Genomic DNA, 15504 nt, shown 5'->3' on the forward strand with positions numbered 1-15504 from the left:
GCCCCTTAGGCTGACCTTGAGCAGAGCCACAACCAGCCGTTGACGCAGAGCCAAAGTCCCGTTGCCACAACCGCTGAACCCCTCCGGGGCCTGCGTCTGGTGGTGACAGGCCTAGACCTTCAACAGGCTGAGCACAGAGGCATCGCCGTCTACAGCAAGGCACTTCTGAGGGCCCTGCGAGAGTCGGGTGCTGAGCTCTGGCTGCTCACGGATTTTGAGCCAAAGCTGACTGGTTCCAGCCTTAAGGCAGCCCCAAGGGGCGTTAAACGGCTTGTGTTTGCCGCAAGGGTTCTTGAGAGCTTGAGGCAGGGCTATCCGCCGAGGCCCTTTCCTCTGGCCTCAAGCCGCGCCGTCGGACGTCTTCCGATGCTGATGAAGCTTCTGCGTGGCTGGCAGGTGCTCGAAGATTTAGGAGCGATGGTCTTCCGTGGCTCCTACAACCTTGAGCGCGCAAAAGCGATTGATTTAGCGGAGCTACAGGACAGTCCTTACAGCAGAGTTGAGCGCCTGTTGTATCTCGATGAGCTCTCGGGAATCATCAGTGCACGCAATGTGTTCGTCAACAGCTTCAGGGCAGCATTGCGAAAGCAGGCGAAACCGATCCGAATTCAGCTCGGGAGCTTTGATGGGCTCATCACAACCTGCCCGCTTCATCTGCACATTGAGGATTCAAAAAGCTTCGTGCAAACGGTGCACGATCTGATCCCACTGGAATTTGTCCAAACAACGGATCACGCCGGTGCTTTCAGCAGAAGGCTGGCTAGCTGCAACCAAGCTCAACGCTTATTCGTCTCAAGCTCGACGCGCCAAAAATATGAAGCCTGCTTCGAACATCACGCAAGTACAACCTCAGCGGTCGTCATTCAGCCGCCATCACTGCAGATGCCCAAGCCGCATCAAAGACGACTGCTAGAGAGTGATGTTCTCCATCCCTCGCGACGTGCAAAGGCCAACGGCAATACTCTGCATGCCTTCCGATATCTCTTATTCAACTCTTCCGTAGAACCCAGAAAGAATCTTCTCTTTGTGATCCGTGCCTACAGGCAGTCAGGGCTGGCTGAGCAAGGAATTCGCCTGTGCGTCACGGGTCAGCTGAAACGCGATGACTACAGCAAAGCAGTCGCTGAGCAGGCCGATGACTCGGTACTGCTGACGGGATACATCGACGAACAGACAAAGGCCAACCTCTTTTTGCACACCCTTGGGGTGTTAAGCCCGTCCTTGGTAGAAGGCTTCGGCATCCCTGTACTGGATGCAGCCTGCATTGGTGCGCCCGTCATCGCAAGCCCATCTTTGTCTCACCGAGAAATCCAAGGCTTGCACGACTTTCAGTCACGCGTCTGGATCTGCGATACCCGCGACCCCATGGACTGGGCTGTTGCCATGAAGGACTTGACCCGCGCGCAACTATTGCAGATCAAGAATCCCAAGCAAGAACGAGAGATGCGCCTTGAACGCTACGAGGAACTGAACCAACTCATAACAGAGAAATTCAGAATGAAAGTTTGCCAACAAGTTCTAAACGGCTTCCAAGACAGAGCCTAAATTAAAAAAGGTAGATTCTTGCGCTCACGGTCGACTAACCAGACTGCAAGCAAAACCCCCAGAAGATTTGAAACAAAAAGGACAACATCCTGCCATCCTGATAGACCTCCTGCAATCAGAGCATGCCGCAAGGGGCTCAGGACACGGTAGACGGGATTGAGGTCAGCAGTCCAAGCCAATGCTCCTAGATTTTTCTTCTGATAAAGAATCGGCGAAAGCAGAAACACCAGCTGAAGGACGATCGGAACTAACTGATAGACATCTCGATATCGCGATCCCAGCAGGCAGACTAATACAGGCACCCAGTAGATAAACAACATCAGATTAATCAGAGGAAGCCAGCCCACGACAAGCAGGTTTGGAATCAGATTGGCCTGAAAGAAAGACAAGCCAAGGATGACCAAAAGAAACGACTGAAGAAACGTTTGGACCTGAAAGGCCCATTCTTCTAACGTGTAAAAGATTGGATTGATATTTGTATTATGCAGGTGCTGCGCGTTGTGCTCGAACAAGTTTGGTGCAGAACCAATTGCCCCGGCCAAACTATTCCAGGCCACCAGGCCAAGGCCCAAATAGACGACGTAACCGTTGAAGTCTTGCACCTTGAACACAGTGCCGTAGACCAAAGCGAGAACAGCAATCGATAGGAGATTTGATAAACCCAACCAAAAACCGCCAAACAGAGTTCGTGCAAATCGTGCTCGTGTGCGGGCCGTGGCCGTGAACCACCAAACACGCCGCAAAGACCAAGCTTCCCTAAGCGTGCTCACTAGGGTCCAATCAGCCATTCCAAGAAGTTTACGAGGCATCAGACACGAGAGCGGTAAAAATCAAGCGCTGAGCCAAGGTCACCATCGAAGACGATCGATCCCTGGTCAAAGACCAGACCTCGCGTGCAAAACTGCCGAAGGAGCGCATCCGAATGGGAGGCGAGCAAGAGGGTTCCCGCTGTATTCACAAAATCCTGCATCCGTTGGCGTGCTTTCTCATAAAAACTCAGATCACCGGCACCGAAGCCTTCGTCCATGGCGAGGCACTCATGCCGCCCGGCCGTAAGAATCGAAAAAACAAGACGAGCGGCCATTCCTTCGCTGTAGGTTTTGACAGGAAGGTGAATGAAGTCACCGAGGCCTGAAAACTCGATCACACCCGAGCAAAATTGATCAAATCCACGGAGGCTTCCTTGCATCATCAGGTAGTGGGCCTTAATGGCCTGGAGTCCACTGAGTTCAGGGCTGGTAATGAAACTTTTTTGGATCATTGGGTAGACGTGCACCCTTCGCTCTAGACGACCAGCTGTGGCCGTATAAATACCTGAAATGAGCTTAAGGAAGGTGGATTTACCGGCACCATTGTGGCCAATTAAACCCACGCGCTCTCCCTCGAAGATCGCACAGTTAACGTTCTGGAGAGCGGTAATCACGGCACCGCTGCGACCCCGCTTGAGCTGCCCGCCGGTGACGGAGCGGATCAGTGCAGACTTCAAGCTACGGGTTTCAGTGCTGAAGACAGGAATCTGCAGTCCGACATTCTCCAGAAGCAGTACGGGGCGTGCCGAGCTCATGGAAGCGGATCCTGCAACAACTGACGCAATGAGAGTGCTTGGCGCTGGGTGGTGTGAGCCGCTGCATTGCAGAGGCCTGCTAAGGAGAGCTGCCGCCAAAGAGCAGCGTCGCGGGAGAGGCGCGACAACTGATGGGCCAGCGTATCCCCACGGTCCAGAAGGTCGAAAAACAAGGCCACATCGCGATGCAGCTCTTCGTGGACGGGGATACGGCTAGCGAGGGTTGGTAAGCCCAAGGCCTGCGCCTCCAGCAAGGGGTAATCAAAACCCTCCATCAAGCTCGGGGAGATTAGGCAGAACGCCGAGCGCAGGAGCATGTGCAACCTCTGCTCACTCAAACGATCCAGCCAGAACACCCGGCTGTGCAAACCCAATTCACGCTGCTGACGCAACAGAGCCGCTGTGCAGCGATCAGCGCTGCCCACAACCACAAGATTTCCAGGCCAGTCCGGCACCAAGGCAAGGAAGGCAGCAAAACCATCAAGGGCCAATTTGAGGTTTTTGTGACGGGCATGACGAGCAATCACGACGCAGTCGTGACCGCTAGGGGAGCTGATGGGTGAGGCTGATGGTTCGACACCATTGGGGACCACAACAATTCGGCGGGGATGCATACCGGATTGCAGGAGCTGGTCAGCCACGGTCTGACTAATGGCGACAACCAGACGGGCTCGATGCAGATGAAGCGGAAGCCAGAGCCGACTTCGCCAATAGGCCCGTCGACTATTGGGGTAATGGAGGGGAGTGAGGTCATGGCAGGTGATCACCTGGGGCACCTCCGGAAGAGCCCAAAGCCAATCGGTGTATGGGCTGTAGATACGGTCTGGATACGCATGCCGGACAAGGCGCTGAACGGGAACAGCGTGCTGCACCAGAGCCTGTGCCTGGAGTTTGCGCATCCAGGGGGAATGCTGCTTCTGGGGGAGCTCACTGCTCGTGCTCAGGACGGCGTGTCCCTGTTCATCAAGCCTCAACTGCTGAGGAAGGGGCTGCTCGGGCCAGGCTGCAAGTAAGCGTTGCACGTATCGGCTCAGACCTGTAGGGCTGGGTCGATAAGGCAGAAGATTGAACAAGCAGAGACCAGTACTCAAATGCTGAAGACCTGCTGAAAACGTTGAAGCCATAAACAGCGCTGGAACTCGAGTTGATAACGCTGGCGTGCTTCGCTTCGTACGGTCTTCAACAGTTCCGGGTCAGTCGCCAAACGGCTAATCAGAGCCGGTAATGCCGCCTTCGACTCGGCCCAGGGCAAGGATTGAAGTCGGCTGACCCAGGCCATGCCGCTGAGCGGAACAGTGAACGCCACAGCAGGAACAGCACAGGCCATCGCCTCAAGCTGGACAATGCCAAACGCCTCGTTGCAGCGATTGGCCGCAAGCACGAGTAGGTCGGAGTTGCTGAGCAACTCGATCTTGTCGGCTTCATCAAGGACACCGTGAAAATGGACTCGCCCAGGGATCAGGGATTCGGCAAGAGACTCCAGAAACGCGCGGTCCGGACCATCACCGACGACATGAAGAGTGACGGACAGATCAGAAACAGCTGCAATGGATTGAATCAGCCAGTCAACACGCTTGTAGCTGGTGAGGCGACCAATACTGACCACTCGAAAAGAAGTGGACGTCAGTGCAGCTGAACGCGTCATCGCGATCAGGTCAGCCCGTTGCTCAAACATTGCAGGCAGGCTGCATGGGAGGACCCGGATTAAAGGACTCCTCACGCCACGGTCTACAAGCGTGTCCCGGAGAACAGGTGAGGTGGTGACGGTGAAAGAGAAAAGAGAGAGAAGACGTTGAGCCAGGTTCTGATAAAGAGCAATGAGTAGACCGAAGGGAGTTGGGGCGGGATCCAGAAAAGAGTGCCAGTGAATAGTGATTTGACGACACGGGCGAATCAGCCTTGCAAGACAAGCCAGTGACAGAACAGCCGGACAAGGAAGATGTGCATGCAAGGGTTCTGAGTCAAGCAGGACGTGCAGGAGCTGGGATGTGGGCAAAGGAAGCAGTAGTTGACCAAAGGCCAGACTCGGCAAGGGCACTCTTCGATAGGCAACCGGAAGGGGGTCACCCTGTGAGCGCGAAGGGGGTCGCAAGCAATAGACCAAAGAAAGATCGCCGTGGGCGTGGAAAGCACTGGCCAACTCGTGGGCTACCCTCTCCACGCCGCCATAACCGGGGGGAGTCTCGCGGAGAAGCTGAAGCATCAGCGAGAGCGCCGGGAGTCGATCAACCGGCGTAGAGGTGATGCCAGACTCCAGATCGTTGAATGTTCGAGGGCGGTCAGTCTTTGCTGATTCTGGTGAAGAGCCTGGGTGGTTTCTGAAAGTGAATGCTCAAGTGAGGAAAACCGTTGATGCATCAGGGCACCAGGCGCATAAATCTGCAGGACTTCACAGAATTCGAGAATGATCGGAGGAAGTGAGGAGAAAGCACTACGAAAACCGTCCAGACCGGTCTCGGCGGAGGCATAACAGGATTGAACGAACTCGACCAGGTCTGGGGTGCTTGAACCCGGACCAGGGAACGTATCACTGCCGCTGCACTCTGCTCGGTTCAGACGAGGCTGGATACGTCGGTTGAGGATCTCCTCCCAAGACGAGGGCTGCACAAAAGAAAGCACATGAACGGAAAGAAAGGACTGCAGGCTTGCGCTGAAGCGTAGAAAAGCCGATCGGTCGTGGACAGTTGAGAGGAGATCAGAGTAGGTGAGGACTTGGTCAGTAGATCTGAGAGAAAGACTGAGATGATGATTATAGAGAAACCAAAGGACGAGGCCACGTTCGAGGGAAAACCCGTTTCGAAGGTGAAGAGATTGAGCAACCGCTAAGGGTTCACGCAAAGAGACGAGAACTGGAATAGATTTAAGAAATAGATGTTGAAAGGCGGGGAGAGTCAGTGAAAGCCTAGGGTCCTTGTCGACCCAATTATCAATGTTGGCGCAAGAGAGGAAATCCCCACGACGGGATGCAATGCGGTCCAGCAGGGGAGGCTCTGACCAACGGGGTCGCAGGAGAGGAGGGTGGCACCAGTCGCCACCGAGCATGGCAAGAAGTTCGTCGTTGAACTGGGTGAGCTGGCGGCTCTCGAAAAAGCCGGCAGGATTGTCAGGCGCGGGCGAGAGGTCATCCTCGCGGGACAGCCCCATCACGTCCACAAGAATGGAAGCCAGAAGCGAAGTGCCTGACCGGTGGCAGCCAGTGACGAATACCATTGTTTAAACTGTGATCGAAAACCTAAGCAAACGAAGCGGTTGGCCCGGCGGAAGAGAAAGAGTGATGAAGAGGTGCAGGGCGTCCGTAAACGTGTGTCATTTCTAATCTGCGGAGCACAGAAAGCAGGAACGACAGCACTGTCAGACTACATCAGGAAGCACCCTGATCTATTCATACCCGACAGGAAGGAGCTCCATTATTTCGATAACGAAGAGCTCTCATGGAATCGAAAGGGCATTTTTCGTCGCTTGAATGAAGGTCGATACCACAGGGAATTCAGACAGGCGCCACCGAATGCAATGCTCGGGGAAGCAACTCCTATCTATATGTACTGGCAAGAAGCACCAAGGCGCATTTGGGAATATAATCCAGAAATGAAGATAATCGTAATATTGAGAAATCCAGTTGATCGCGCCTACTCACACTGGGCCATGGAGAAGAATCGTGGCAACGAAGTCCTCTCTTTTGAAGAAGCGATAGATCACGAGCAGGAGCGCTGCCGAGAACAGACACCCATGCAACACCGTATATACTCATATGTGGACCGTGGTTTTTACAGCGCGCAGATCAGGCGCCTTTGGCACTTATTTGGCCAGGAGAGGGTTTTGACGCTCAAGCAAGAAGAGTTAAGGAATAATCCAAATGACTGCCTGATAAAGGTCTGGAAGCACCTCGGGGTCGGAAGCACCAGCAAAGTGGGACCACTGGAAAGTCATCTGGGCTCTTACGAACGCAAGATGGATCTTCAGACTCATAAAAAGCTGACAGAGCGTTTCAAGAGTGAGATTGAGGAGCTTGAATCAATGCTGGGCTGGGACTGCGCCAGCTGGAAAGTGAATTGAGACCATGCGCATTCTGATCGTGATTCCCCACGTCTTTGCACCAAGCGAAGGTTCGCTGTATTCATCTCAGAACGAAGCAAAGAGGGAAGTCAAGTCGAGAGCACTACAAAGAGCCACAGTAGAGAACCTAGACAGGCATCATCAGAACTACTGTATTCACGCCTCGCTTGGAAAGGGGAGGCCAGTCGTGACCCGTAGACAATCCACATCGATGGGTCATGACATCGAGATTCAACTCTATACGCCAAAAACCGCAACCCTCAGCGACAAGCTGGAAACAACTGGGCCGGGGCTCAAGATCATCGAAACAAGGGTGGACGACCTTCAGAGAGTACCGGGCATCGCATCACGCCGAGCCATTGAGCAGGCGGAAGACTATGACGTCATTGGGTACATGGAAGATGACTGTGTGATCGAAGACCCAGAATTCTTTGAAAAAGTCAGGGCACTTGTCAGCATCACCGGAGGAGAATACGCCTTTATTCCCCATCGATGTGAGCAAATTCCGGGGGAAGGGGATGTCATCCTCTCCGGGGACCCGGATGGGGGTAGGCCGGACCTGTTTTGGGATACAGGTGAGGAGATAGAAATTGCGTGGCCGCTGGGCGCCAGAAGGTTTTACAGAGCAACAAATCCGCATTCGGGTTGCTACTTTCTGACGCGTGACCAGGCGGTCAACGTTCGTACCTATTGGCAGGGTTGCAACTGGGAACCCACCATGGTGCTGTCAGGACCGCTAGAGCAGGCCGGCAGTGGCGTGTTGCTTCCGATACTCAAGTTGATGAAGCCGGTACCAGAACATTATCGTTTTTTGATGGTCAGACATCAGGACGAACTGTGGAAGAGGCACCAGTTCGAGACAGTGGGGTGATGAGACAGGAATCAGCAGTTGCGCTATTGGGTTAAGACACTGTTAAGCCACTCGATGACCTGACTGGGCGCAACAGCGTTCATGCAGTCATGCTCATCGGCGAGACAGTTATCATTTTTGAATCGATTATCAGCGCACAACGAACAGGTCACCGCCGACGTGGTTCTCTGTACGTTCGGTGAACGAGGTAACCATAGGCGGATCGGGCTTGGTCCTACGCCGGCAGCATCGTTGCCGACAACAGCAAGAGTCGGTGTGCCCATGGCAGCAGCGATGTGCATGGGTCCGGCATCGACACTGATGACAGCACGAGCCAAGCCACAGGCACCGGCGAGTTGCAACAAGGTTGTCTGGCCCCGCAGGTCAGTGAGTTGGGTCGCACTGAGGAGCCAGGTCTCGCCGTCGCCGCTGTTATAGCGATCCTGCTGAGACTTGGGTGGGGCACCAACCAATCCAACAGAAAATCCACGGCTAATCAGTTCGTCTACAACGATCTTCCAATGCGCAAAAGGCCAGACCTTGGCTTGGCGAGCAGTTGTGCAGTGGATCAGTACATCTGGCACTGAAAAAGCGGGTTGTTCATGAGGAATGCATACAGAGGTAACATCAGAATTATGAATCACGCCCGCTTGAAAGCAAAAGAGCTCTGCGATATAATTACTTTGGATAGATGGAGAATAGCGCTCGGCAAATTCGGGGGAGTCCCAGTCATTGTCAGCAAGAAATGCTTGAGAGGGATCAGAACCAAGGTCAAAGAAAGAACGGCGGCTAGGATCCAACGAGAGACCAGAGATATAAGTCGGCTCCAGAAAGCTAGCAAGAACTTGTGTCACAGGATTGAAACCATCAAAGTTGATGGCAAGGGTCACCCGGCCGTTAATTCCTATCTGGTCAGAAATACAACTAGCTAGCTTCTGAAATGAGCCGGATGATGAGGAGTCCCAACTATGCCTCCAGTCCAGGCAGCTGAGTGACGCTTCAAAGTCAGCTGTAATTTCACTTCCAAGGAAGCCAATTACCGCAGCAGGAAAACGCTGTCTAAGACCCTCTAGTGCGGGAAGAGAAACGATGAGATTGCCAACCTTGCAGGAGCCAAGAACAACGATATGTGGTCTTTCGCCGAGGTCCTCACCAGCGTAACGAAGCACAGCGGCCAGAAAGCTTGTTTAAGCGTAGCAATCTATGGTATGAATGTGACAGAGCAGGTTCCCAGGTTGCGTGTTGCCCTTGTCAATCACGGAAGCGCCGCCGAATGGGGGGGCGGGGATAGTGTACAGATCCAAGAAACCGCGAAGCGCTTGAAGCAACGCGGCCACACTGTCAGTATTCAAAACAGTGATCGGCCTGAGGTCGATGATGTGGATATCGTACATATTTTTAATTGTAGGGTTCCACATTCGTTTACGCAGCAGGTTGCGAGATGCCATGAAGCGGGTAAACCGATTGTTGTTTCACCCATTTGGATCTCAATTGGGAGGGCAATTTGGGGCAGCCGCGGGAGTATCGGAGTTCTGGAACAAGCCGCTAGAGAGGGTCAGACTGCGGTAGCGGCATCAGTGGAATCATTCATAGGAAGGAGAATGGTGGTTTCCCTGCCACAGGGAACGATCGATGCACAGGGGCAGGGCAGCTTTGATCTGAGCTGGCAGGAGCGTGTTGGCCAATTGCTGAAGACCTGTCATGGGATGCTTCCAAATAGCTGGCTCGAGCTGAAAGCCTTGCAGACAGATTTGGGCTGGTGGGGTGACTGCTATGACGTTGCCCCCTATGGCGTGGACCCCAAGATCTTTCTGAATGCGGATCCGGAGCCGTTCCGTCAATTCAGTGGAATCCATGGGCCTTTTGTCATGCAGGCAGGAAGAATCGAACCAGCAAAGAACCAAGCGATGCTGTGTTGGGCGATGCGAGAGACACAGTTGCCGATTGTGCTAATTGGTTCGAGTCGCCATTGGCCAAGTTACACCCAGCTGTGTCAACAGATAAGCGGAGATCGGCTACGGGTGATCGAGCATCTCCCGCAGGAAATGCTGGCATCCGCCTTTGCCGCATCACGCGTGCATTGTCTCGTGAGCTGGATGGATACCTGCGGACTGGTCAGCCTCGAGGCGGCCGTTAGCGGGACGCCAGTCGTTGGGAGTACGTTCGGTCATGAGTTGGAGTACCTGGAGAATGATGCTTGGCTTGCGGACCCTGCGAATCCAGACAGCATTCGTGGCGCTGTCGAGAAAGCATGGGACTGCCCGCGCAACCAAGGAAGAGCACTCTCCTTAAAGAGAAAAGCGCTAACCAGATTCAGCTGGGAGGTGACCGTTGACCGAACCGAGAGGATGTACCAAGAGATCGTTGGATGATTAACGAAATCTCTTGACACCCTCAAACTGCTTCGTAAAGAGATCGGTGACGATCGATATGGCAGGGCGAGAACGAAGCTTGATATTTGCCGTCACTGACATACCACTCTGTAGGTTGAGCTGCTGATCTCCGGACTGTACGCGCTGCTGCAAGAGAGAAACGACCGCAGGAAACCTGTATTGCTGGCTCAATTGATCAGGCTTGAGTGCGTCGTAGCCAAGACTCGAAAGAGTGCCCTTGATGTAACCAAATTCACCGGAAGGGAAGGAATCGACGGAGATTGAAACCGGCATACCGACTTTGACGAAGCCGACATCAGCATTTGGAATTTCTACGTTGGCCTGCAGCTTGTCCTCAGGGACAATTTTTAGGAGAACTTCATTGGTATTGACGACTGAGAATGGAGCAACTTTGGCGTCAAAGATGCGTCCTGATGCTGGGGCAAGAATGGTTCGATAATCGATCGTTTCTTTGAGACCTACAAGCTCAGACTGAAGCGTAATGGCTTGTCGGTTGAGGTCATTCAGTTGCGAAACAGCAGCACCAAGAATGCGGGTCTTTTCTTCCTTAAGACTGGAGACTTCCGACTTAAGAGTTTGGATCTTGTCTAACTGCAACCAATAGTTGTTTCTGGACATACCACCCGCCTCATAGAGAGGGGTGAGATCATCGGTGATCCGTTGCTGAATGCGAAGAGATTCAGTGCGACTCTCCAGCCTGCTCGCAATCTGCTTGAGTTGGGCCTTGATCTGAAGGGTCTGATTCCTAGCTGTCGAGAGTTTGGTGGAGAGGTCGGGGTCATCAACGGGCGGCAAGGGAGGCAACTCCTTGATCTGTCGATAGTCTCCACCGCTACGCTCAATCGCTCGAAGGGAATCAACTTGTAGCTTCAGAATCTGGAGGGTCTGCTCTAATGCCTGCCGACGACTAGCAAGACCCTTCGCTTCAACGTCAAGAAGCGGCTGGCCAGCAGTGACGAGGTCTCCGTCCTTGACGAAAACCTTCTTGACAACGCCGCCACTCGGTGAATCCACCTCTTGAACACTGCCTGTCGGAGCAAGTCGACCTCGCACACTGATCGTCTGATCGACTTTGGCTGTGAACGCCCAGATGAAAACAACGCTGATTAAGCCAGAGGAGATCCAGACCAGGGAGGATGACCAGTGACGACCCTGCTGCACCACTGCAAGGGAGCCCTCCCACTCGTAGTTACCCTTTGCTGGGGTGGAGGGTTTCGTGTTCTGCTGTGAATCGGAAGGTGAGTTTTGGTTAGTCAATGTTGGCCTCCTGTTGGGAATACAGAGCGAAATAACGTCCCTTGATCTCGAGTAGCTCTTGATGTGTTCCTTGCTCGACTAGGGATCCGTAATCCATCATGAGAATTTGATCGGCTCCACGGATAGTTGAAAGGCGGTGGGTGATAAAGAATACAGTCGAACCAATAAAGTGTTCCTTGAGGTTGATGCAGACTTGACGTTCAGTGAGATAATCCAAGGCGCTGGTGGCCTCGTCCAAGATCAGAAGCTTTGGACGTTGCAAAACTGAGCGTGCAATAGCAATCCGTTGACGCTGCCCGCCGGACAATCCCGCACCACGCTCACCGATTCGCGTTGCATAGCCTTCTGGTAGTTCCATAATAAAGTCATGGGCACATGCGACCTTGGCTGCTTCAACAATTTCTTCGCTGGTTGAATCGGGTGATGTCAAAGAAATATTATCCCGTATTGTTCCCTCGAACAAAAGCGAGTCCTGAGGAACAATACCGATCTGCCGTCGGACTGAAGACATCTGCAGTTTATTAATATCAAAGCCGTCAATTAAAATCCGTCCAGCCTCAGGTTTATACAAACGCGGCAGAAGTTTCATGATGGTGCTCTTGCCACTGCCGCTTCGGCCGACAATCCCTACAAAAGAACCGCTTGAAACTGTGAAAGCAACTTTGTTGACGACAAGAGCGGCTCCATCTGAGAATCGGAAGTCGACGTCTTGAAAGACAACGTCACCATGGATTGGAGGCAGCGGGAGCTGATCAAGCTCATCATCAGAGCCTTCAGGTTCTGCATCAATCACATCGCTGAGGCGTTCAAGCGAGAGGGAGACGCCTTGGAAAGACTGCCAACTTGTCGCAAGGTTGAGAAGAGGGCCAACAACATATCCCGAGATAATTCTAAATGCGATGAGTTGACCAATCGTAAGATCGCCTTTAATCACAAGGAAAGCGCCGACCCAAAGAGTCAGTAAGCCAGTCAGCTGATTGAGAAAACTACCAATCGTTCCGGATGAAACGCCAATCATCAAGGTGCGGAAGTTCTCGCTCATGTATGAGGAATACCGCTTCTGCCACTGCCAGCGAACACTATTTTCGGCACTCTGAGCTTTGATTGTTTGAACTCCGTTGAGTGACTCAACCAGTAAAGACTGCGTCCTGGCGTTCTTTTCAGCTGCCTTACGGAGCTGACCCTTGATAATTGGCGAGGCCACAATGGTTAGCCCCAAGAAGAGAGGGACAACTGAAAGAGTGACTGCTGTAAGAACTCCTGAGTAAACAACCATCACGGCTATATAGATAACCGAGAACAAGGCATCAAGAGCGAGGGTGAGCAGGCTGCCGGTCAAGAAACCACGAATATTGCCAAGTTCAGCGATACGCGTTTGGAGTTCACCAACGGGACGCTTATCGAAGTATCGAAGGGGAAGACGAAGAAGATGTTGGATCACCTGCGCACCAAGAGCAATATCAATACGATTCGTGGTATCAGCAAACAAATAAGTGCGAACAGCACCAATTAGGCCCTGGGCAAGGCTGACACCCAGCAAAATGATGCCGAGTGTGTAAAGGGTGTCGAGGTTTTGCTGAACAATAACCTTATCGAAGATCTGCTGCAGAACGAGAGGCTGAGCGAGATTGAGGAGTTGCATGATGAGTGATGCAACCAAGACCTCAATCAGACTTCGCCTATATTTCTTAATCTGAGGAAGAAACCAGCGGAGACTGAGCTTTTGGCGCTGAGCATCACGACCGGGTGCCAGAGTCAGTATGCGTACGCCGGGTTCATCGTGAAGAATCTCATCTAAAGGGAGAGACAGACTTCCATACTCTGGAACCACTGCTTTGACGGTATCCCGGTCAATGTCATAGACGATGGCCGGCTGGTCGTATACCAGTGCAAAACAGGGGAAAGGAAGTCTATGGAGCTGAGCTCTAGGAACATCGGCTAAGTTTCCAACAAAGCCCATCCAGGTTGCGAGGTTACCAAGTTGCTCAAGACTGCATTGTTTACCTTTCAGGAACTCTTTTGCTGCACGCTCAAGTACATCGCGCCGGAACGGTACGCGGTGGTATCGCGAAAGCATTTCAAGGCAAGCAAGAGCCTGCTCTACAGAACCAACACCGGTTACTACTGGTAGTGACTGACCCTTGAATGCAATCGTCCTAGAGGAGTCATCGGATGCCGTTAATTCGGCCTGTAATGCACGCTGACCTTGAGGTTCAGGGGCCAAAAGATCAGCATATCGATCGTCCGCTCCCCAAGGGTCATTTAAAGTGAGGGAGGGTGAGGCATCTGGTTCAGCAAGGGAAGGCTTAAGCTCGCTTTCCCATAACACTGGATCAATGCGTATGAGCCTTAATGGCAAACCAACTGGAATTGAAGAAAGAATGTCGGGATCAACCGGCTGACCGACGGGGAGAACCTGATCTGATATTTGAGCGTTCCAGAGCCAGATCGCACCGTCGTTGACAGGGCTATTGCGTTCTTCTCGAGCAGAAATGAGACGGATCCCTCGGACTAATCGACCAAGTACCTCGCGCTCTGGTGGATCTGCTTGGGGCCGAGCATGCAAGGCCGGTGCGAGCACCGCCATCAATTCTGCAGGAGAATTGTTGGAATCAATCCAATCCCTAAAGCGACTGGATCGACGCTCCAGCTCGTAAAAGTCCTCCGCCGAAAAGCCAATCAACCGCATCGGGGTTGAGGCAGTAATCCATTCGCAAGGACTACGGCGAGCCAGACCCGACCAGCCGATCAGATCTCCTGGCCTGGAATAGGCGAGTGTGACGGGACGCTGCAAGCCGGGATCGTTATGCAGGACCCGGCCTTGGCCTTCAACAATGCAGTAGCAATATTCGGGACTACGATCGGGCAAAAGCAGCTCCTGCCCGACGGAACAGTGGAAGGGTTTAGCCCTCTCAGCTAGCCAAACAAGATTTTCAGGCTCGAGTGATCCAAATGCGGCGAAACGAGCCAATAATGCTTGAAACGTCGTGGTTTGGCTGGAAGTCATGGATCCTGGTGATACGTCAAAGTTTCAAGAGACTCCCCAGCCAGGCGCTGTCGGACACGCCGTTCCAAGAACTCATCCAGACTGGCTCGAACAAGTTTACTCCTCATCTCTGCATCAAAACATGCGGGCTTCAGCTCCTCCAAGCGCAGAAGCAGGGACCAGTCACCCAGGCGCTTCGGAGGTGAAATACTGCCCGGCTGGAGGCCGCGGAGGAAGTCTGCAAATTGGGGTGGTGCCAGCTGGCCAATTGGCAACGGTCCAATCAATCCCATTCTGATCGCTTCAGGGCCCTCACCAAAGGCCTTGGCGGCTTCTGCGAATGATGTCTCACCTTCCTCGATGCGGATCCACAGTTCACGAATCAACGCATGATCTCGAGATCTGATCAAGGAATAAATAATCGTGTCATATGCTCCACGAGACGCCAGGAATTGCTCCTCTACTCCAGGTCCAAACCGTTGTTCAGAAAATCTTCGCAGGGACTCTGCAAGTACGACCTGGGTCCGAAGATCAGCCTCAGTCCATCCTCGCTCCGAAAGGTAAGCATCCAGCTGGGTCTCTCCAAGCGTGTCACGTATCGCTGTTTGCACCCACTCTTCTGGAAGGGCGACGACTTCGGCAATCGTCTCCTCTTCGAGACGTCTAACCAAGCTGGGGTAAAGACTCATGCGACGGACCAAGCCCTCGACAGTCCGCGCATCCAGGGGGCTTTGGTTGGTCAAGAGCCAATAACTAGAACGAGAATGTCCATTATCTCACGCAACAGACGGGGGTTGATGGGCCCTGCTCAAATCGGCGAGAAGCTACAGCTGGTCACTGGGCACGCACCAGGGCC

Annotated in this window: 13 protein-coding genes and 1 pseudogene; 4 read left to right on the forward strand and 10 right to left on the reverse strand. The window is 53.1% G+C overall.

The features are described from left to right. The first annotated feature begins 372 nt into the window (after window positions 1–372). Window positions 373–1545 carry a glycosyltransferase gene (locus ACXIQ9_RS04160; RefSeq protein ID WP_459015828.1) on the forward strand — a complete coding sequence of 391 codons (1173 nt, stop codon included), beginning with the start codon at window positions 373–375 and terminating at the stop codon, window positions 1543–1545. On the opposite strand, the gene ACXIQ9_RS04165 is transcribed toward ACXIQ9_RS04160, so the two are convergent. From ACXIQ9_RS04165 to ACXIQ9_RS04190, 6 genes and pseudogenes are all read right to left on the reverse strand, one after another. Next, window positions 1542–2333, reverse strand: coding sequence for an ABC transporter permease (locus tag ACXIQ9_RS04165; protein ID WP_459015829.1), 792 nt, complete (start codon window positions 2331–2333; stop codon window positions 1542–1544). The two genes, ACXIQ9_RS04160 and ACXIQ9_RS04165, sit on opposite strands and share 4 nt — an antisense overlap. Window positions 2334–2353: 20 nt before the next feature. Next, entirely contained in the window at window positions 2354–3109 is a 756-nt protein-coding gene (locus tag ACXIQ9_RS04170) for an ABC transporter ATP-binding protein (RefSeq protein WP_459015830.1), read from the reverse strand. After that, window positions 3106–4233, reverse strand: coding sequence for a glycosyltransferase family 4 protein (locus ACXIQ9_RS04175; protein WP_459015831.1), 1128 nt, complete (start codon window positions 4231–4233; stop codon window positions 3106–3108). Before ACXIQ9_RS04175 ends, ACXIQ9_RS04170 begins: the two co-directional genes overlap by 4 nt. Continuing rightward, window positions 4197–4784, reverse strand: a complete 588-nt coding sequence (locus tag ACXIQ9_RS04180) for a glycosyltransferase (protein ID WP_459016086.1) — start codon at window positions 4782–4784, stop codon at window positions 4197–4199. Before ACXIQ9_RS04180 ends, ACXIQ9_RS04175 begins: the two co-directional genes overlap by 37 nt. A gap of 24 nt (window positions 4785–4808) precedes the next feature. After that, window positions 4809–5312: pseudogene (locus ACXIQ9_RS04185) on the reverse strand (glycosyltransferase family 4 protein); the annotation flags it as partial. After that, window positions 5312–6253: a hypothetical protein gene (locus ACXIQ9_RS04190; protein ID WP_459015832.1), complete on the reverse strand. Its 942-nt coding sequence runs from the start codon at window positions 6251–6253 to the stop codon at window positions 5312–5314. The gene ACXIQ9_RS04190 and the pseudogene ACXIQ9_RS04185, both read right to left, overlap by 1 nt. Window positions 6254–6295: 42 nt before the next feature. On the opposite strand from ACXIQ9_RS04190, the gene ACXIQ9_RS04195 reads away from it, so the two are divergent. Further along, a complete protein-coding gene (locus ACXIQ9_RS04195) occupies window positions 6296–7162 on the forward strand; it encodes a sulfotransferase domain-containing protein (protein WP_459015833.1) in 867 nt (288 codons plus the stop codon). A 4-nt stretch (window positions 7163–7166) separates the two neighbouring features. Next, a complete protein-coding gene (locus ACXIQ9_RS04200; RefSeq protein ID WP_459015834.1) occupies window positions 7167–8033 on the forward strand; it encodes a hypothetical protein in 867 nt (288 codons plus the stop codon). 23 nt (window positions 8034–8056) lie between these two features. On the opposite strand, the gene ACXIQ9_RS04205 is transcribed toward ACXIQ9_RS04200, so the two are convergent. Then, a complete protein-coding gene (locus tag ACXIQ9_RS04205; RefSeq protein WP_459015835.1) occupies window positions 8057–9181 on the reverse strand; it encodes a glycosyltransferase family 9 protein in 1125 nt (374 codons plus the stop codon). Between ACXIQ9_RS04205 and ACXIQ9_RS04210 the strand changes: the two genes are divergently transcribed. Further along, a complete protein-coding gene (locus tag ACXIQ9_RS04210) occupies window positions 9140–10384 on the forward strand; it encodes a glycosyltransferase family 4 protein (RefSeq protein WP_459015836.1) in 1245 nt (414 codons plus the stop codon). The two genes, ACXIQ9_RS04205 and ACXIQ9_RS04210, sit on opposite strands and share 42 nt — an antisense overlap. Here the strand turns inward: ACXIQ9_RS04210 and ACXIQ9_RS04215 are convergent, their stop codons facing one another. From ACXIQ9_RS04215 to ACXIQ9_RS04225, 3 genes are all read right to left on the reverse strand, one after another. After that, window positions 10385–11566, reverse strand: coding sequence for an HlyD family secretion protein (locus ACXIQ9_RS04215; protein WP_459015837.1), 1182 nt, complete (start codon window positions 11564–11566; stop codon window positions 10385–10387). 88 nt (window positions 11567–11654) lie between these two features. Further along, window positions 11655–14669 (reverse strand): ABC transporter transmembrane domain-containing protein, encoded by a 3015-nt coding sequence (locus ACXIQ9_RS04220; RefSeq protein WP_459015838.1) that lies wholly within the window; start codon window positions 14667–14669, stop codon window positions 11655–11657. Next, window positions 14666–15337, reverse strand: a complete 672-nt coding sequence (locus ACXIQ9_RS04225) for a peptidylprolyl isomerase (RefSeq protein ID WP_459015839.1) — start codon at window positions 15335–15337, stop codon at window positions 14666–14668. The genes ACXIQ9_RS04220 and ACXIQ9_RS04225 overlap by 4 nt, the downstream gene beginning before the upstream one ends. Window positions 15338–15504 lie beyond the last annotated feature (167 nt).

The organism is Synechococcus sp. LTW-G (assembly GCF_054459035.1).